Below are 17,398 nucleotides of genomic sequence, written 5' to 3'. Positions count from 1 at the left end.
GGCGCAAGACTCGCACGTTCGTCCCGCGGGCATCGCTCGCGCGACGTGGTGAGCCGGGTAGATCGCGAGGCCTATGCTAGCCTCTCGTCCAAGGCGTTGCCTTGTCCGTTCAGAAGCTGAAACTGCGCATCGAGGTGGGCCAGCAGCCGGACGAGGTCGGCCTGGTGTTGCTCAGCCGGGAAGTCTCCCGGGCACACCATGGCGGCGAACCATTGAGCCAAGGCTCGCCGCGGCCGCCAGCGGCCTGCCAGGCAATGCACCGGCGAATGGTCCGAGACGGCCGCGACGGTCTCCACCGTCCAGACCGATTCGTACCCGGCCAGGGCGAGGGCGATGACGTCGCAAGCGGCGTCATCCAGCGAGCGGGGCTGCACCAGACCACGCTCGGACCACAGGGCGTCGAGGTCGACCAAGGCGGTATCCGTGGGACTCGAGTGCGACATGACGGCAGTTGCCTTCTGGGCCTTCCGTGCGGCCCGTGCGGAAATTCAATGCCCAGGCGTGGGGTGCAACTCGTGGGGGGGCGTGGGTTACCTTCCGTGGTGACGATCTTCAGAGTGCAGGCGCGGGTGGTCGATATGTACGGCTTCGCCCGCTCGCCCCGCACCGTCGAACAGACGCAAGCGTCCCTCGGCGACCCACGTCGCCCGGTTCAGACCGGGCGAAGGATCGGGCGGCACGTTGAGTGCCGTTGGCGGCAGTTCGTTGCTCACTGCGGCCACCGAAGAACTCGCCGCGGCGCGCGGTTTGAGGCAGTGCGGGGCCGGGATGCGTGGCTCGGGCTGCTCGTCGCCTGCCGCTCTCGGCAGGATGCGAATCAAGAACTCGTAGGTCCCGGTGCGGATTCGGTCCTGATCGGCGAGCGTGGCGTTTTCGCGCGGCTGGCCGTTGAGCGTCAATTCGGGATCGCTCGACAGCCAGCGGATTTGCACCGTCTCGCCGTGGCGAAACAAGTAGCCCTGCACGGGAGCAAAGCGGTCATCGACCAGCACCAGGTCGCAGTCCGGTGCTGTGCCGATCAAGAACACGGGGCCTTCGACCGGGCGAATTCGCTGCCGGGTGCGGCCGCGAATGATGATTAACTCGACGCGCGCGGTGCCGGTCGGGTTTTGCCGGTCGGGCAGACCTTGCAGGTTTTGGGATTTCGTACTGCGGGTCATCCGCGACCTCGGCCGGCGAGCGGTCCTTCGCTGTGCGGCGATGATTGCCGGGGCAACGTACGCCCCCCTTGCTATCTGATTCGGCGCAGGCGACGCTCGAAAGTGAGCGGGACTAAGCGCGCGGTGGCGATTTCGCGCAGCCTTGCGGTGCGAAGGGCACAGCTAGAGAAGCTGATCCGTAGCGCCGACGGCGAAACGGCCGAACCGCGCTCGCTTCGTAGCGAACCGCGCGCGACCGGCGGAGCCCTTCTAGTGCCCGCTGCTGCCTTGACGCGAGCGTGCCAACCGCAGTTGGGTGCGGGCACGCAGCAACTGCTCATCGCGAATGGCCTGCAATTCCGGGCTGCCGGCCTTTGTCGCGACGATCTCGGCAAACTTGTCCGAGGCTTCCTTCAAGTCGAGCTGCTGCACGGGGATGGCCCGGTTGGTGAGGACCGAGACCGTGTTGTCTGCCACCTGGACGAATCCGCCGTCGATGAACAGCCGCGTCGTCGCGGCGCCGGGTGCGGAGAGCCGCAGCTCGCCGTAACCGAGCCGGCCGATCAGTGGAGCGTGCCCGGCCAGGATGCCGATTTCGCCGTCGTAAAGCGGCAAGACGACGCTGGCGACCGTCGTTTCGACGACGGTCGTTTCAGGCGTGACGACGATGCATTTGAGTTCGGCCATGGTCTGTTCGCGGCTGGCGGGGCGCAGCCAGGCTACTCCGGGGCAGCGGTTGGGGGCGAGGCGATCGGGTGCTGGGCGTTATTTCTTGGCCTGGGCCGCCATCTTCTTGGCCTGCTCTTCGGCCTGTTCGATGACACCGACGTACATGAAGGCGCTTTCGGGCAGGTGATCCCACTTGCCGTCGGCGATTTCCTCGAAGCTGCGGATGGTTTCCGACAGCGGGGTGATTTCGCCGGGCTTGCCGGTGAACACTTCGGCCACCAGGAACGGCTGCGAAAGGAAGCGCTCCATGCGGCGGGCGCGGTGCACGACCAGCTTGTCCTCTTCGCTCAATTCGTCGACGCCAAGGATGGCGATGATGTCCTGCAATTCGCGATATCGCTGCAAGGTTTGTTGCACCCGGCGGGCACACGCATAGTGCCGGTCGCCGACGTAGGCCGGGTCGAGAATTCGCGAGCTCGAGGCGAGCGGATCGACCGCCGGGTAGATGCCTTTTTCGCTGATTGAGCGTTCCAGGTAGATGAAGGCGTCCAACTGGCCGAACGCGGCTGCCGGCGCGGGATCGGTCGGATCGTCTGCCGGCACGTACACGGCCTGCACCGAGGTGACGGCGCCCTTGTTGGTCGAGGCGATGCGTTCTTGCAAGGCGCCCATCTCGGTGGCCAAGGTCGGCTGGTAACCCACCGCCGAGGGCATCCGGCCCAGCAACGCCGACACCTCGCTCCCGGCCTGCGAGAAGCGGAAAATGTTATCGACGAACAGCAGTACGTCGGTGCCGGTCGTGTCGCGGAAGTATTCGGCCATGGTCAACGCCGAGAGGGCCACGCGCAACCGGGCTCCCGGCGGCTCGTTCATTTGGCCGAAAACCATGCACGTCTGTTCGATGACGCTGCGGCCCGTGTCGCCGATCTTGGCCTCTTGCATTTCGAGCCACAGGTCGGTTCCTTCGCGGGTCCGTTCGCCGACGCCGGCGAACACCGAAAAGCCGCCGTACGAGCTGGCGATGCGGGCGATCAGCTCGGTGAGAATGACCGTCTTGCCCAGCCCGGCACCGCCGAACAGGCCGGCCTTGCCGCCGCGGACGAACGGCGTCAGCAGGTCGATCACCTTGATGCCCGTCTCGAAGACTTCGGTCTTGGTCGAGAGGTCGGCCACCGAGGGGGCTTCGCGGTGAATCGGCCAGCGGTCATCGGCCACGACCGGGCCGCGCTCGTCGATCGGTTCGCCCAGCAGATTGAACACCCGGCCCAGGCAGCCCTTGCCCACCGGCACGCTGACCGGCGCGCCCGTATCGACGCACTCCTGGCCGCGCATCAAACCGTCGGTGTTGCCCAGCGCGACGCAACGCACGCGGCCGCCGCCCAAGTGCTGCTGCACTTCGCCGGTCAGCTTCATCTTGACGCCCTTGTGGTCGCTCTCGATTTGCACGGCGTTGTAGATCGCCGGCAGGCGCTGCTCGCCGAATTCGGCGTCGAAGGTCGAGCCGATCACCTGGGTAATGCGTCCGACGTTGGTTTGAGTCGCGGTGGCCATGGTTCGTTTCGCGGAACTTCTGGGGATTGTTTCGGGATAAAGTTACGGCAAGGGCAGGGCGTGCTCGACTGCCGCGGCAGCGTGGCTCGTGGAGGGGGTTATCCTTTGAGGGCCTCGACGCCGCCGAGCACGTCGAGCAGATCGCTGGTGATCTGCGACTGCCGGGCACGGTTGTAGGTCATCGACAACGACTTGATCATCTTGTCGGCGTTCTCGGTGGCCGATTTCATCGCCACCATCCGGGCAATCTGTTCGCTCACGGCCGCGTCGAGGAAGCACTTGAACAGCTTGACCTTGAAGCTGGTCGGCACGACCTCTTCGAGGATGCTCGCGGCCGAGGGCAGGAATTCGTACTGCCGCGCGGTGCCGGAACTGGCCTTGGCGGCCGCGCCGGTGTCGAGCGCGGCCAAGGGCAGCAGTGTCTCGACCACGGCCGCCTGCTTCGCCACGTTTTCAAATCGCGTGTACACCACGTCCAGCCGATCGAGCTGGCCCGTGACGTATTGCTCGAGGTAGCGCTTGGCCAGCACCTCGATTTCGTCGTAGGTCGGCTTGTCTTCGAACTGCGTGTAGCTGACCGCGGTCGGAATGCCGCGGAACTTAAAGGCCGAGATCCCGCGCTTGCCCGACACCTCGAGGGCCGTGTCGATGCCTTGTTCGCGGAGCCTCGCGTAGCGCTCGTTGGCCAGCCGCAAGACGTTCGAGTTGTAGCCGGCGCACAAGCCGCGGTTGCTGGTAATGACCAGCAACGCGGCGCGGCGCGTTTCGGCGCGGGCCACGAGCAGCGGGTGGGTGATGTCCAGGCCGCTGCGCGCCAGGTCGGCCACGAGCGCCGTCATCCGCCGCGTGTAGGCGGTGGCCGCGTGGGCGCGGTCCATCGCCTTCTTGAAGCGCGCAGTCGCGATCAATTCCATCGTCCGCGTGATCTTGCGGATGTTCTTGATGCTCTTGCGGCGTTTGTCGAGCGCGCGGGCCTTGGCCATCGGGCTATGCCTTTTTCGCTGCGCCCTGGCGGGCTTCGTACTGTTTCTTGAACTCGGCGATCGCCTGCTCCAGCTTGGCCGCCGAATCGTCGGACAATTGCTGGGAGTCGGCGATGACCTGCCGCACCTCGGGCTTCTGCTCCCGCATGAACGCCAGGAACTCGGTCTCCCAGTTGCGGACCTGTTTGATCGGCACCTTGTCGAGGTAACCGCGGGTGCCGGCGTAGATGCTCATCACCTCGTCGATCACGTCCATCGGCTGGTACTGGCCCTGCTTGAGCAGTTCGACCATGCGGTAACCGCGATCGAGCCGCGACTGCGTGGCGGCGTCGAGCTCGGTACCGAGCTGGGCGAACGCTTCAAGTTCGCGGAACGCGGCCAGGTCGAGCCGCAAACCGCCAGCCACCTTTTTCATCGCCGGAATCTGAGCCGCACCACCGACGCGCGACACCGAGATCCCGACGTTCATCGCCGGCCGCTGGCCGCGGAAGAACAAGTCGGGCTGCAGGTAGATTTGGCCGTCGGTGATCGAGATCACGTTCGTGGGAATGTAGGCCGACACTTCGCCTTCGAGCGTTTCCACGATCGGCAGCGAGGTCAGCGAGCCACCGCCCAGCTCTTGGCTCAATTTGGCCGAACGCTCGAGCAGCCGGCTGTGGCAGTAGAACACGTCGCCCGGGAAGGCTTCGCGACCCGGGGGCCGCCGCATCAGCAGCGACAATTCGCGATAGGCCGCGGCCTGCTTCGACAAGTCGTCATAGACGATCAGGGCATGCTCGCCGCGGTAGGTGAAGAACTCGGCCATCGCCGTGCCCGAGTAGGGGGCGATGTACTGCATCGGGGCCGGGTCGCTGGCGCCGGCGACGATCACGGTGGTGTAGTCCATCGCGCCGTGCTGGCGGAGGGCCTCGATGATGCCGGCGACGGTGCTTTCCTTCTGGCCGACGGCCACGTAGAAGCACTTCACGCCGGAGTGCTTCTGGTTGATGATCGCGTCGATGCCGATCGCGGTCTTGCCGGTCTTGCGGTCGCCGATGATCAATTCGCGCTGCCCGCGGCCGATCGGCGTCATGGCGTCGATGGCCTTGATGCCGGTTTGCAGCGGTTCACGCACCGGCTGACGGCCGGCCACGCCCGGCGCCATCGATTCGACCGGACGGCGTTCGCTGGTGACGATCGGGCCACGGCCGTCGAGCGGGTTCCCCAGCCCGTCGACCACGCGGCCGATCATGGCCTCGCCCACCGGCACGCTCAGCAGTCGGCCGGTGCTGCGGACTTCTTCGCCCTCGCGCACCTTGAGGAAGTCGCCGAGGATGATGATCCCCACCGAGTTCTCTTCGAGGTTGAAGGCCAGGCCCTGCACGCCGCTTTCAGTGAAGTCGACCATTTCGCCCGACATCACGCCGGACAGGCCGTACACGCGGGCAATGCCGTCGCCAGCTTCGAGCACACGGCCGACGTCGCGGACGTCGATCTGCGCGTCGAACTGCTCAATTTCCTTCTGGATGACGGAAGCGATCTCGTCGGCTCTGAATCTCATGGACGCTCCTGTTGATCATCTGTCGGCGAACACGTTCGAGCTGCGCGGCCAGCGAACCGTCGTAGACGGTGTCGCCGACCCGCACCACGAGCCCGCCGATCAGCTCAGGGTCAACCTGGTGGTGAATTTCTGCCTGGCCTTTGACAAGGTTCGACATCGCGGCGGCCGCACGGGCCAACAACCCATCGGCCAGCGGTGCCGCGGTCCGCACCTCGACGGGAACCACGCCGCGCATTTCGTTGCGGACTTCGCGGGCGGCCACGAGCATGGCCCGCAACTCGCTCAGCCGGCCGTGACGGGCCACGACCTTCAAGAATTTGCCGAAGATGTCCGAAGCACGACCGGTCAATACCCGATCGAGCACGGCCACCTTGTTTTCGGGGCTGACCAGCGCCGAGCCCAGCAAATGCTCGAAGCGCGGTTGCCGGTCGAGCACTTCCTGCACGAACGATGCAAACTCCACGACGATCGCGTCGAGCTGCCCGGCGGCTTGGGCCGCGTTCAGCAGGCCGCGCGCGTAGACCAACCCTACCTGCTTGCTGCGCGGGTCGATCTCGTTGGCGGCGTGGTTTGCGGCGTTGCTCATGGGACGGTCGTCGCCGTGGCTGGATGACGTTCGGACAGGGCTTATACGATCCGGTAACCGGCGGTCAGTTTTTCGAGGGGCTGCCGAACTTGGCAACCGCCTCGTCGATCAGTCGGGCATGGTCGGCCGGCCCGAGTTGGCTGCGGACGATCTTGCCGGCCAGCTCGACGGCCACATTGGCACTCCGCTCGGCCAGCTCCTTGAGCGCCTGTGCCGTCGCGGTCTCGATATCCCGCACAGCGCGGTCGCGCAGGTGCTGCGCCTCGACGTTGGCCTTGGCCAGGATGTCCTTCTGCGTGTGCTCCGCGTCGCGGCGGGCTTCTTCGATCATCTTGCGGACCTCGTCGGCGGCCGTGGCCAGCTTGGCCTCGTACTGGCCCAGCAGCTTCTGGGCATCCTGGTTGGCCTGCTCCGCGGTGGCGATCGCCGAGGTGATCCGTTCCTCGCGGCGGTCGAGTCCGGCGGAGATCGGTCCCCAGGCGAATTTCTTCAGCGTAGCCAGCAGCATGGCGAAGACGACCGCCGTCCAAATGGCGAGCTGCGTGTTGGGCGACAGCACGCCCCCATCGTCGCCATGCGCGTCTGCGCCGTGGCCGGCTTCTGCGGCATGCCCAGCGTCCGTAGCAGGATGCCCAGCCGTGTCGTGCGCCGCATCGGCCGCAGTTGCCGGAACATTCGCCAGTGCCAGCGCAAAGATCAGCGCCGGCCCGAGCAGCAGTTTGTTCAGCATGTCCAAATCGCTTTGCAGTGGGAGGACTCGGCGTTAGCGCGGCGGCAGGCCGCGCCTCCGGCAGAGTCGAACCGGGACCAACGAACTAGTTGAGCAAGAAGCCGCAGATGATCAGGCCGAACAAGCCGGCCCCTTCGATCAGCGCGGCCGCGATGATCATGCCCGTCTGGATGTTGCCCCAGGCTTCCGGCTGGCGGGCGGCGGCCTCGACGGCCGAACCGCCGATGCGACCGATCCCCAGGCCCAGGCCAATCATCACCAGGCCGATGCTCAAGCCGGCCGCGGCCTTGACGGGCAACACGGCATTCGGCGCCGAAGAGGCAGCCGCCTCGGCCGGAGCAGGCGCGGGGGTTTCCTGAGCCAGCGCCGGCGCCACGGTGAACAACACGGCCAATACGATCGCAAGCGTCTTCAGAACTCGAAACACGGGTTGCATCTCCTTCACTAGAGCGAGTTGAGCGGTCCTGTGCGAAAACAACGGACTCGGCGCGGCCGCCTCAGTGGGCGTGCGAAGCCATGCCGATAAACATTGCGGACAAAAACGTGAAGATATAGGCCTGCAAAAAGGCCACGAACAATTCCAACAGGCTCATGGCCGTCGCCCCCAGCAGGCTCGCCGGCCAAACGGGCAACGCCGACCAGGTGCCGGCGGTTTGCACGATGAAGCCCAGGATTACGGCCAGCATCAGGTGGCCGGCAAACATGTTGGCAAACAACCGAATCGCCAACACGCAGTGCTTGACCAGCAAGCCGAACAGCTCGATCACCAGGAGCATCGGCTTCAGCACGAGCCCCAGGCCCCCGGGCAGATCCATGTGGGGCACCTGCGCCTTGACGAAGCCGACCGGGCCCATCTTGATCACGCCCGTCAGCAGCACCGTGGCAAACGTGATCAGCGCCATGACGCCGGTCACGTTGATGTCGCTAGTCGGCGTTCCCATCCACGGCAACATGCCGAGCAAATTGCAGAACAGGATGAAAAAGAACACGGTCCACAGCAGTGGCGTGAACTTGTCGGCGTCGTGCTTGCCCATCGACGGTCGGATCACCTCGTCGCGCACGAACAGCAGGATCGCCTCGAGCAGGTTGACCAGTCGCCCGCGCGGCTGATCGCCCTTGCCGATGCGTTGGCCCAGCCAGATAAAGGCCACGGCCACGAACACCGCCGCTACGACCTCGAGCACCATGAACTTGGTGATCGTGAATCCCTGCGCCTCGAAGGGTTGCGGAATTTGGCAGGTCCACCCCGGGAACTCGAAGTGGGTCGAGTCCTGGACGTGATCCAGCAGATGATCAGTATCGCTCATCGACGATCGAACTCCGTGCGGACGGACGCTCCCATTAGGCTCGCGTGGACCCGGCGCTAAACTCCGCTTGTTGCCGCTTCAGCACGCCGAGCATGGCCATGGTCTCGACCACGAGCGTGGCACCGTACAGCGGCAGCAGATAGATGGGGAGGCCCGCATCGATCAGCGCCGGGTGGATGAATTGCACGGCCAGCAGGCCGAACAGCGGCACACCCGTCCGCAGCGCGATGGCCAGATGCACCTTGCCCACATCGACCTGGCCGGGTCGAGGGTAGGCGAGCACGGCCGCGCTCACGCCACCCACCAGGCACAGGGCATTGGCGATGGTGATTTCGACCAGCGGCAAGCGATAACCCAGCGCGGCGGCCAAGGCCACGAGCAACAGGCTGACCAGACTGAGTACCGCGACGAGCCTCAACAGCGACGTCAGCGCGTGCCGGCCGTGCGACCCGAGGGTCGAAAGTGGGCGGCGGGCTGTTGAGGAGAATTCCACGGACGCGGTCAATTCTTCGTTGGCGCCCTTGGCGGTCGGGCAGCAGCTTCAGCGGTCGAAAGTTTCTCCGCCCTGAGGCGGCGGTTTCGTCGGTCTCTTGGTTGGCAGGTCGTCGTCGTGCCGTCCCGGCATGCCTTTCGTGCCCTCGATTGAGAGCCGAAGCAGATGCCACATCGACACCACGATCCCCAATAGAAACCCGACTAAGGCACACCAGTTTTGGGTGCCGAAATAGCGATCGAGCCCAATCCCAATCACCCCGGGCACGACCATTTCTGAGGAAATGGTCAGGGCGACGGAATACCAAGCAATTCCCCTGGCTACAGCCGACTCGTCGTCAGGAGTCTGATCCATGGTGCTGCCTGATCCATGGCACTGCCGCTCTCGGGAAACCGGCGCCCACGGGAAAGGGTTTTCCCTGACGAGTCTCCCAGCCAGCGAAGCAGGGCCAGATGGCCGGGCGTCGAGCGGGCGCTATCCCCCCGCGGAGCGACCGCTGCAAACGCAGCAGAGCAAGCAGGTTACGACGTACGACACTGCGACTGCAAGCAGGAAGCCAAAACTGTAATGGAGGCCGCCAGGAAGTGTCAATGAACTGCGACAAAGAATTCGTGTTTTTTTTCACAATGTCTGCAACCGGCCCTTGACGAGGTGCAAACACGATCCGCGGAACCCCTTAGGTCAGCCCCCACGCGTGTCGTAGAAGGTGGCAGGCGCAGGTGACGGGTGCCGCTTAGGTGGCCAGCCGAAATGGGTGTTCGGATCGGGCCAATTCGGCGCGCTCTCCCACGGCCAAGATCAACACAAGTCGGACCTTGTCGATTGTAGCAATTGTTCTGTTAACCTTTACTAAATATAGAGATGCGGCAAGTTCGCTAGAACCGCTAGAGCCTGTTTGCAACCGGTGGGGTCGTTGCGTAAATGCAACGTTATGGTTAGACTCAAGAGGCCGGGTTGCTCAGCATGGCCCTTCATTTTTGCGGTCGCAAGACGCCGCACGAGCGGGGGCATGCTGACGAGCAGAAAAGCGAGTTTCTGATTGGGGGTCCGGTAAGTCGATGGCCCCGGCTGGGAGGCCGGAGCGCGGCTGCTTCCGCCTGCGTTAAGCGAATTGCCTGCCTTGGTTTAGTGTCGGTTTCCCGGCGACGCGGTTTCCCGGCGACTTGGAACCGGCTCTTCCGCATCAATCGCTGACGGGCTCGGCCTGGACTGGCCAGGGGCGGAGGGATTTTTGTCGTCAGGGACGGCACTCTGGATTTCGTCGGGTGGCCGGTAAGTAAATGCCTGGCCATGCCGTCTGCAGCACCGGGAGAGCTAGTCCCTTGATGACCGCCGAGAAGCTCAAAGCCCAGAACGCCCGGGACCTCGCTCAGCTCGCCAAGCGCAAAGGCGTCAGCGGCTGGCACGGGATGACCAAGGACCAACTTGTCAAGGCGCTGCTGCAAATGGCACGCAGCTCTGCACGCCGTGCACCCACGAGCCGCGCTGCAACCAAATCGACACCCGCCAAAGCGCACGGGGCAAAGGTCGTTACGACCAAGAAGCTGTCTGGCAAGCCGGTGATCGCGGCCAAGAACGGCAAGGCGATGGAACAGGCCAAGAGCTCCGCGGCGGGCAAGTCGCAGGTGGCGAAGCCGGCGGTCGTGGCCAAGGCCGAGGTGGCTAAGCCCAGGCCGGTCAAACCGGTGAAAGTGGCGCCGCCTCCCGACCCGCGCGTCCTGCAGCGCATCAATCGATTCAAGAACGCGCAAGAGCGCGGCAAGAACCTGGCTCACAATACGCCGCCTAATCGTCCTGGCGGTTATACGCGCGATCGCCTGGTGGTCATGGTGCGCGATCCCTACTGGCTGCACGCCTACTGGGAACTGACTCGGCAATCGGTCGAGCGGGCCCAGGCGGCGATGGCCGGCGAATGGCACACGTGCCGCCCGGTCTTGCGACTGCTGCGGGTGCACGGGACCAGCACAACCAGTTCGAGCGAGACGGTCGTACGCAACATCGAAATTCACGGCGGCGTGAACAACTGGTATGTCGACGTCCACGATCCGCCGAAAAACTTCCGCCTGGAAATCGGCTACCTCGCGGCGGGCGGGCGGTTCTACTGCCTGGCCCGGAGCAATATGGTGAGCACGCCGCGCGCCGGCGCCAGCGATGCGATTGACGAGAACTGGACCGATGTCGCGCAGAACGCCGAGAAGATCTACGCGATGAGCGCCAACCCGGCGGGTGGCTGCAGCACCGAGCTGCAGGAGTTGTTCGAGGAGCGGCTCCGCCGCCCGATGGGCTCGCCGATGATGACGCGCTTTGGCACCGGCGCCGACGGCGCCCTGGGCCGCGAGCGCAAATTCAATTTCGAGCTCGATGCCGAGCTGATCGTGTTCGGCGCAACGGAGCCGGGGGCCCACGTCACCTTGCAGGGCGACCCCGTGAAGCTGCGTCCCGACGGAACCTTTACGGTGCGCTACAGCCTGCCGAATTGTCGACAGGTGATTCCGGCCGTGGCCAGTAGCATCGACGGTGCGGAACAGCGGACCGTGGTGCTGGCGGTCGAACGGAACACGAAGGTGATGGAACCCCTCGTCCGCGACGCCGACGAGTAAGGGGGGGCGGGCATCCCCTCGCCCGCCGTTTCCCGCAGAGTGCCAGCATGGGGCCGCAGGTCCCGCGCACGTTGATCTTGCCCGATCGGGCGTTCGCCGGGTATTTACGCGCAATGTGGCGCTCGGTGCGCGCTCAGGCGGCTTGTTCGGATGCCCGCCGGGTAGCGCTCGGAAATAACGCGTACTGCAGCCCCACATGAGGTGAGGTCATGTCGCGTCGAGCCACGGCCTGGGTGCGGACTTTCTTGCTGGGACTGGGAAGCATGGCCTTCCCCGAGTTGGCCAGCGCCGTACCCCTCGTGGCTGACGAAGAGCGCAATCCACAACTGGTCATGCAGGACCAGTTTGGCGCAGAACACGATCTGTCGAAGCTGCGCGGCGACGTGGTTGTGCTGGTGTTTGCCGATCGCGGCGGCGCCGAAGCGAGCCGCGAGTTGGGCGCCAAGCTCCACGTCGAGTTTCATCCCGCTGCCGCAGGCCAGCCGCCGGACGTGGCCGCGCAAGCACCGCCGCGGGCCATTCCGCGCTGGCCCGCCGATCGCAAGTTGCCCGACGCCAGGATCGTCGCCATCGGCGTGATCGGCGACGTGCCCAAGACGCTTCACGCGATGGTGCGCTATCGCTTTCGCAAGGTGGCGCCCGAGGGCGTGATCTGGCTCGATCTGCGGGACGACATCCGCCGGCAATTCAAGCTTGTGGCTGACGTGCCGAATGTGGCGGTGATCGACAAGCAGGGGCAGCTGCGCTATCGCACCTGGGGCGAACTTTCGCCGGAAAAATACGGCGAGCTGATTCGTGCGATCGAGATCTTGCGCCGCGAGCGGCCAACCGTCGAGGGCGACCGCGTCGCGCGGCAGCCGCCATCGACGACCCCTGCAAACGCTCGCCGCTGAAAAGACAAAACGACGCAGGGCAATCGCGCGACAGCGCCCGGCAATCGACCGGCACCCAGTCGCCCCTGCCTGGCCGAGGTGCGTGCCGCCCGTTGAAAGGTGCCACCCTGGTATGTTTCCACCGCGCCAGGCATCGAGCAAAAACTCCGCACGGCTCGCACATAACGACTTACGTCGTCATCTTGTGACCGCATCGTTGCGAGCGAGCAGCCCCTTGCATAGTGCGACGGGCTGCTAGACTAGGCGCAAGTCGCCCCGTGCGGTGGCCGAGGCGAACCCTTTGCGTCCTAGACGATGGGCCAGCGGTGTCCAAAGACATTTCGCGAATACTCGACGGCTGGAAGTACGAACCCGACGAAGTCTCGGTGCGGATCGTGGCCGGTGACGACGGGCGCGACAAGATCCAGCTCCGGCTCGATCTGGGTGTGCTGCAGATGGAGATGGATGGGCGTCCGGACGGGTTGCGCCCGCACGGTTACGACTCGTGGCTCGACTACTTTGAAGCCCAGCAGCAGGCCCACGACGAGGCTCATCCCGACGAGGCGCCTTTCCGGCTCGAGTCGGACGATTGTGCCAACCTGTTGCGCGAGGGCATCCAGTACTACCACCGCTACCTCAGCTTCTGGCACCTCGACCGCTATGACCTGTGTGCCAGGGATACGGCGCGAAATCTGCGACTGCTGCGGTTCGTCCGCGAGCGTGCCAAGCACGAGCGGGACATGCTGCAGTTCGACCAATGGCGCCCGTACATCACCATGATGCACGCCCGGAGCCTGGCCGTACCGGCGCTCGAGGCGGGGGACGTCGGCCGGGCGATCGAAGCCGTCGACGCGGGCATTGCCGCGATCCGACGGTTTCTGGACGATTACGGCCAGAGCGAGCGCTGGGAACAATGTGGCGAACTGGTGCAATTGCTGCGTTGGCGCGAGGAGCTGAGCGCGCAGCGGGCCCAGCGCACGCCGCAACTCGAATCTCCGGGCGCCGACGCGGCCGCCCTGCGGCGCCGTCTGAACGAAGCCGTGGCCGACGAGCGGTTCGAGGAAGCGGCCAAGCTGCGCGACGAGCTGCGGCGACTGACGGGCGGCGCCGATCCGCGCCATGAGACCGGCATGTAAACGGCTGCTCGCGTGGCGGAACGGCGTGTGCCGTGCGCGTCAAGCGCGATTCGCGACACGCGTGTTTTCAGCGGTTTCTCCGCGCGGCTTGCCATTTGCTTCGTCTTGTCCGGCCCGTTGGTCGCGACTAGGATGACCAACGACAGGGATCACGCCGCCCTGGTGGTCGGGATTTGCCAGACGCCGCCGCGAGGGACCAGGCGAAGTGCCGCTTGCAGGCAATGGACCTCTGCCATGTTCGTGCTGTCGATGCAACTTTTTGGCGAGCCGATAGACAGTCCGCAGGGAGCCCAAACATCGATCGGGATTCACGTCATGCCACCGTCCGCGCGGCACCTCGGTGCACCGCGGGCCAAACGGTCGGATCACGTGCCCCGGTCGCCAGCTCCCCCTTATTAACTGCGGGCTCTCAAAAACTCATCGCCACGGCATTGCGGTGGAGGTTTTTTCACCTACCCGGTGAGACATGCGGGCGTTGCGGTCGCAAACCGACCAGCGACGCCCGTTTTGTTTTTGGCTTGGCTATAATGCCTGGTTATGAGCACCACGGTCGAGCTGCCGCCGGATCTGGACGCCAAGCGTGCCCGGTTGCATAACCTGCTGGCCGGCTATGGCCGCGTGATCGTCGCGTTTTCCGGCGGCATCGACAGTACGGTCGTCGCCAAGGCGGCGCAGTTGGCTCTGGGCGACAATGCCTGCGCCGTGACCGGCGCCAGCGCCAGCCTGGCCAGCGGCGAATTGGACGAGGCCCGCGCGTTGGCCCGGCTGATCGGTATCCGTCACGAAGTCATCTCGACCGACGAGTTCACCAGCGCCGATTACCGGCGCAACAACCCCGACCGCTGTTATCACTGCAAGACCGAGCTGTACACGCAGCTCGAAGGGGTCGCCCCGCGGTTCGGCGGCGGCGTGATCGTCAACGGGGCCAACACCGACGACAAAGGCGACTATCGACCCGGCATGCAAGCGGCCGGCGAACATGCCGTGCGCAGCCCGCTCGTCGAATGCGACATCTCCAAGGCCGAATTGCGGCAACTAGCCGCGTATTGGGAGCTGCCGACCTGGGACAAGCCCGCTTCGCCGTGCCTGAGCAGCCGCGTGGCCTATGGCGAAGAGGTCACGCCCGAACGTGTGGCGATGATCGATCGGGCCGAGCAGGCGCTACGGTCGCTCGGCCTGCGCGAATTGCGCGTGCGCTATCACAAGGGCGACCTGGCACGCATCGAGGTCCCGGTCGATGCCGTCGCGCGATTGGCCGAGGCCACGACGCGCGAGCAGGTGATCGCCGCGCTCCGCGCGGCCGGGTTCCGCTTCGTCACGCTCGACCTGGAAGGCTTTCGTTCGGGCAGCCTCAACACGCTGGTGCCGCTCGAAGTTCTTCACGGCACGAGTCGGTGAGCTCCGTTCCATCGACCAGCTGGTGGAACTCGTCCACCGAGCGCAATTGCAGCAAGTCGGCACGGTGCCGATCGAAGAACGGGTACTTGTCCGCGAGCTCGAGCGCGAACCATTCCCGCACCAGCTCCCTATCGGGCCGTGTGCCGACGAGCGGCAACAGGCCGTCCGACTTCAGCACCACCCCGCAGCCGAAATCGCAGTCGACGGTGAAGTACGTCAGGGCAGGGTCGCCGAGCACGACATCGAGAAACGCGGCATACGTAATCCCGCACCAATTGCCCGCGATGAACTCCGGAGTCGACCACTCCGCGCACGGCGGGCTGCAATCGTGGACGACCATGACGCCCGTCGGGTTGAGCACTTGCAGCCCGTAGACCAGGTCGCGCAACGTACAGGCGTGCGTGTGGAACGGATCGACGAATACGGCGTCGAAGCGGCGGCCCGATTGCATCAGCCGGGCATAGAGCGGTTCGCTCGATTCGGCCTCGGTGCGTACGTCGAGCTGCAGGCCGTCGTCGTAATCGGCCGGGCAGCGATACATGCAGCGCACACGGGTCGGAAACTGCTCGGCCTTGATCTCGGCAAACGTCGCCCCGGTCGTAGGAGTGCAGATCTCCAAATAGCGGCGATACCCAAACCGTGCAGACAACTGCTGAACGACTTCGAACTTGCGCATGTCGGAGCCCTCGACAAGCCAGAGTACGAGCGGAAAAGCACTGCCGGCCGTGAAGCCTCCGCGTGGTGACAGGGGAGGAAAACGTCGGGCCGGAACAGGCGCTCGCGCGAAGAGTAACGCAGATCGCCGCGGGCAGACAAGACGAGATTTGTGCCTCTAGCGGCGGCCCTTGGCTGCCTTCGCTTGCCAGGCCGGGACCAGTTCGGCGGGAGACGAACCATAGGCGGCCTTGACCGCGTCATCGAACGGCTGACCCGCCGCGACTCCGTCCAGCAGCTTGCGATACCGGCCCACGTCGCTGAGCAGGAAACCCGCCAGACCGGCAGCCAGCGGCTCGAGCTGTTCGTCGGCCAGCTTTTCCGTCAACAAGGGCTTCGGATCGGTCAGCTCGGCGGCCCCCTGCTTGATGCGAGCCTGCAGCTCGACGGCCGCCGGGGATTTCGGGCTCACGCGCATCGCCACCGCGTCGCCCGAGCCCAGGACGAACCAGCCCGGCAGCGTCGCCCGGCTGAGCAAATAAACGGTCATCACCTGCCGCGAAAGCTCGAACAGGAGCGAGTCTTCGTCGTCGCCCGACGCGACCACGCAGACATACGCGTCGATGGAATTGAAGCGGGCGTGCCCGTTCCAGGTGTCGGGCAACTCGCGTTTCTCGACCATCCGCCCAAACTCGCCGTAGTCGTAGCGGCGCGTGAACGCGAACACGGTCAACCGGCCTTTCACCAGCGGGGACGACGGCGGCTGGCGCAAGAGTTTGGCCACGTCGCGCTGTGCGCGATCGGCCGCGGCAGCAATCTTGGTCAACTGACCTTCGTCCGCCAGGCCGACGACCAGACTGCGTTCGCCTTGTTGGGTGTGGACGTCGCGGCCGGGCAGGGCGAGCTTCCAGTTGGCGGCCGCGCGCTCAGCGCGGGCGGTCGATAGCTCGTCGTCGGTCATCCGCGCTGCCGTCGTCGTGCGCACCAGCACGTCGGTGGCGGTCGCGGGGCTGTCACCGTCGAATTTTGCCCCGGCGTCGATCCAGGCGGCAATCTTGCCGATCACCTCATCGCTGAGCGGATCGCGCCGCAAGGGCATCCGCGCGCCGGCCGTGCCGCGCAGCTTCTGGATCAACAGGCTGTCTTCCGCCTTGCCGGGCTCGATCGCGGCACCGGAGTTGCCGCCTTGGCTGAATCGATCGAAGTTGGCAAACGACAAGCCGCCCGCTGCACCGGTGCCGTGGCAACCGTAGCACGATTCGACAAACACGGGAGCCACGTCGCGGGCGTACGAGGGGCCCTTGGCCGTCGCCGCGGTCTGGGGCGCGTCGCCGGCCGCAGGGGCGTCCTGCTTCGGCAGCTCGATCCCCGCTGCTCGCAATTGCTCGGCGTAGCGGCTGGCCTGGGCTTGCAACGATTCGAGCGACCGCGCCAAAGGAGCGTCGTCATCGGCGCCGCTGGCCAGCTCGGCCAGTTGCCGCTGCAGCTCTGGCAGCTGCTTGGCAGCGCCCGCGTAATCTTTCTGGCGCAGGAGCTTGCCGATCGAAGCGGCCAGCGTGCGTGCCTCGGACACCGCTTCCCGGGCCGGCGCATCGGCGGCCCGCACGGGGCTGAATCCCAGGATCACGATCAGCACCAACCCCGCCACCTGCCTGCAGGAAGGACATCCGAACATGCAATCCGCCTGGCAACAGCCCTGAGAAATGGAGAACGCCGAAGCGCCGTCAGTTTACCCGAGAA

18 protein-coding genes are annotated in these 17,398 nt (G+C 65.4%); 4 read left to right on the top strand and 14 right to left on the bottom strand.

What is annotated here, in order from left to right:
- Positions 1-71: 71 nt before the first annotated feature.
- The 12 genes from K1X74_05020 to K1X74_04965 form a co-directional block, all read right to left on the bottom strand.
- Positions 72-443 (bottom strand): hypothetical protein, encoded by a 372-nt coding sequence (locus tag K1X74_05020; protein MBX7165690.1) that lies wholly within the window; start codon positions 441-443, stop codon positions 72-74.
- Positions 444-530: 87 nt separating this feature from the next.
- Positions 531-1,160 (bottom strand): FHA domain-containing protein, encoded by a 630-nt coding sequence (locus K1X74_05015; GenBank protein MBX7165689.1) that lies wholly within the window; start codon positions 1,158-1,160, stop codon positions 531-533.
- Positions 1,161-1,409: 249 nt separating this feature from the next.
- Positions 1,410-1,826: an ATP synthase F1 subunit epsilon gene (gene atpC, locus K1X74_05010; GenBank protein ID MBX7165688.1), complete on the bottom strand. Its 417-nt coding sequence runs from the start codon at positions 1,824-1,826 to the stop codon at positions 1,410-1,412.
- Between the two features lie 78 nt (positions 1,827-1,904).
- Positions 1,905-3,359, bottom strand: a complete 1,455-nt coding sequence (gene atpD, locus K1X74_05005; GenBank protein ID MBX7165687.1) for a F0F1 ATP synthase subunit beta — start codon at positions 3,357-3,359, stop codon at positions 1,905-1,907.
- A gap of 98 nt (positions 3,360-3,457) precedes the next feature.
- Entirely contained in the window at positions 3,458-4,342 is an 885-nt protein-coding gene (gene atpG, locus K1X74_05000) for an ATP synthase F1 subunit gamma (protein MBX7165686.1), read from the bottom strand.
- A gap of 4 nt (positions 4,343-4,346) precedes the next feature.
- Positions 4,347-5,882, bottom strand: coding sequence for a F0F1 ATP synthase subunit alpha (gene atpA / locus K1X74_04995; GenBank protein ID MBX7165685.1), 1,536 nt, complete (start codon positions 5,880-5,882; stop codon positions 4,347-4,349).
- Positions 5,833-6,468 (bottom strand): ATP synthase F1 subunit delta, encoded by a 636-nt coding sequence (gene atpH / locus K1X74_04990; GenBank protein MBX7165684.1) that lies wholly within the window; start codon positions 6,466-6,468, stop codon positions 5,833-5,835. The genes atpA and atpH overlap by 50 nt, the downstream gene beginning before the upstream one ends.
- A 64-nt stretch (positions 6,469-6,532) precedes the next feature.
- Positions 6,533-7,198, bottom strand: a complete 666-nt coding sequence (atpF, locus tag K1X74_04985; protein MBX7165683.1) for a F0F1 ATP synthase subunit B — start codon at positions 7,196-7,198, stop codon at positions 6,533-6,535.
- An 85-nt stretch (positions 7,199-7,283) separates the two neighbouring features.
- Positions 7,284-7,634 (bottom strand): ATP synthase F0 subunit C, encoded by a 351-nt coding sequence (gene atpE, locus K1X74_04980; protein MBX7165682.1) that lies wholly within the window; start codon positions 7,632-7,634, stop codon positions 7,284-7,286.
- A gap of 61 nt (positions 7,635-7,695) precedes the next feature.
- Positions 7,696-8,505, bottom strand: a complete 810-nt coding sequence (gene atpB, locus K1X74_04975; protein ID MBX7165681.1) for a F0F1 ATP synthase subunit A — start codon at positions 8,503-8,505, stop codon at positions 7,696-7,698.
- Between the two features lie 34 nt (positions 8,506-8,539).
- Entirely contained in the window at positions 8,540-8,998 is a 459-nt protein-coding gene (locus K1X74_04970; protein ID MBX7165680.1) for a hypothetical protein, read from the bottom strand.
- Between the two features lie 48 nt (positions 8,999-9,046).
- Complete coding sequence (locus tag K1X74_04965) at positions 9,047-9,352, bottom strand: AtpZ/AtpI family protein (GenBank protein ID MBX7165679.1); 306 nt, start codon at positions 9,350-9,352, stop codon at positions 9,047-9,049.
- A 968-nt stretch (positions 9,353-10,320) separates the two neighbouring features.
- Between K1X74_04965 and K1X74_04960 the strand changes: the two genes are divergently transcribed.
- From K1X74_04960 to larE, 4 genes are all read left to right on the top strand, one after another.
- Positions 10,321-11,598 (top strand): DUF4912 domain-containing protein, encoded by a 1,278-nt coding sequence (locus K1X74_04960; GenBank protein MBX7165678.1) that lies wholly within the window; start codon positions 10,321-10,323, stop codon positions 11,596-11,598.
- 209 nt (positions 11,599-11,807) lie between these two features.
- Complete coding sequence (locus tag K1X74_04955) at positions 11,808-12,491, top strand: hypothetical protein (protein ID MBX7165677.1); 684 nt, start codon at positions 11,808-11,810, stop codon at positions 12,489-12,491.
- Between the two features lie 305 nt (positions 12,492-12,796).
- Positions 12,797-13,606 carry a UvrB/UvrC motif-containing protein gene (locus K1X74_04950; protein ID MBX7165676.1) on the top strand — a complete coding sequence of 270 codons (810 nt, stop codon included), beginning with the start codon at positions 12,797-12,799 and terminating at the stop codon, positions 13,604-13,606.
- A 537-nt stretch (positions 13,607-14,143) separates the two neighbouring features.
- The gene (gene larE / locus K1X74_04945; protein MBX7165675.1) at positions 14,144-15,004 is read left to right on the top strand and encodes an ATP-dependent sacrificial sulfur transferase LarE; all 861 of its coding nucleotides are present in this window, start codon (positions 14,144-14,146) and stop codon (positions 15,002-15,004) included.
- On the opposite strand, the gene K1X74_04940 is transcribed toward larE, so the two are convergent.
- Both K1X74_04940 and K1X74_04935 read right to left on the bottom strand, forming a co-directional pair.
- Positions 14,958-15,680: a class I SAM-dependent methyltransferase gene (locus tag K1X74_04940; GenBank protein ID MBX7165674.1), complete on the bottom strand. Its 723-nt coding sequence runs from the start codon at positions 15,678-15,680 to the stop codon at positions 14,958-14,960. The two genes, larE and K1X74_04940, sit on opposite strands and share 47 nt — an antisense overlap.
- 156 nt (positions 15,681-15,836) lie before the next feature.
- Entirely contained in the window at positions 15,837-17,294 is a 1,458-nt protein-coding gene (locus K1X74_04935; GenBank protein ID MBX7165673.1) for a hypothetical protein, read from the bottom strand.
- Between the last annotated feature and the right edge of the window lie 104 nt (positions 17,295-17,398).

The organism is Pirellulales bacterium, assembly GCA_019694435.1.
GTDB lineage: Bacteria > Planctomycetota > Planctomycetia > Pirellulales > JAEUIK01 > JAIBBZ01.
This window is presented reverse-complemented; position numbering and strand designations above follow the sequence as displayed.

What these genes read in the sequence shown, in the direction of transcription:
- K1X74_05015 (MBX7165689.1), bottom strand. Translation starts at nt 1,160, where the DNA reads ATGACCCGCAGTACGAAATCCCAAAACCTGCAAGGTCTGCCCGACCGG.
- atpE (MBX7165682.1), bottom strand. Translation starts at nt 7,634, where the DNA reads ATGCAACCCGTGTTTCGAGTTCTGAAGACGCTTGCGATCGTATTGGCC.
- atpB (MBX7165681.1), bottom strand. Translation starts at nt 8,505, where the DNA reads ATGAGCGATACTGATCATCTGCTGGATCACGTCCAGGACTCGACCCAC.
- atpA (MBX7165685.1), bottom strand. Translation starts at nt 5,882, where the DNA reads ATGAGATTCAGAGCCGACGAGATCGCTTCCGTCATCCAGAAGGAAATT.
- K1X74_04965 (MBX7165679.1), bottom strand. Translation starts at nt 9,352, where the DNA reads ATGGATCAGACTCCTGACGACGAGTCGGCTGTAGCCAGGGGAATTGCT.
- K1X74_04940 (MBX7165674.1), bottom strand. Translation starts at nt 15,680, where the DNA reads ATGCGCAAGTTCGAAGTCGTTCAGCAGTTGTCTGCACGGTTTGGGTAT.
- atpC (MBX7165688.1), bottom strand. Translation starts at nt 1,826, where the DNA reads ATGGCCGAACTCAAATGCATCGTCGTCACGCCTGAAACGACCGTCGTC.
- K1X74_04955 (MBX7165677.1), top strand. Translation starts at nt 11,808, where the DNA reads ATGTCGCGTCGAGCCACGGCCTGGGTGCGGACTTTCTTGCTGGGACTG.
- atpD (MBX7165687.1), bottom strand. Translation starts at nt 3,359, where the DNA reads ATGGCCACCGCGACTCAAACCAACGTCGGACGCATTACCCAGGTGATC.
- atpG (MBX7165686.1), bottom strand. Translation starts at nt 4,342, where the DNA reads ATGGCCAAGGCCCGCGCGCTCGACAAACGCCGCAAGAGCATCAAGAAC.
- K1X74_05020 (MBX7165690.1), bottom strand. Translation starts at nt 443, where the DNA reads ATGTCGCACTCGAGTCCCACGGATACCGCCTTGGTCGACCTCGACGCC.
- larE (MBX7165675.1), top strand. Translation starts at nt 14,144, where the DNA reads ATGAGCACCACGGTCGAGCTGCCGCCGGATCTGGACGCCAAGCGTGCC.
- atpF (MBX7165683.1), bottom strand. Translation starts at nt 7,198, where the DNA reads ATGCTGAACAAACTGCTGCTCGGGCCGGCGCTGATCTTTGCGCTGGCA.
- atpH (MBX7165684.1), bottom strand. Translation starts at nt 6,468, where the DNA reads ATGAGCAACGCCGCAAACCACGCCGCCAACGAGATCGACCCGCGCAGC.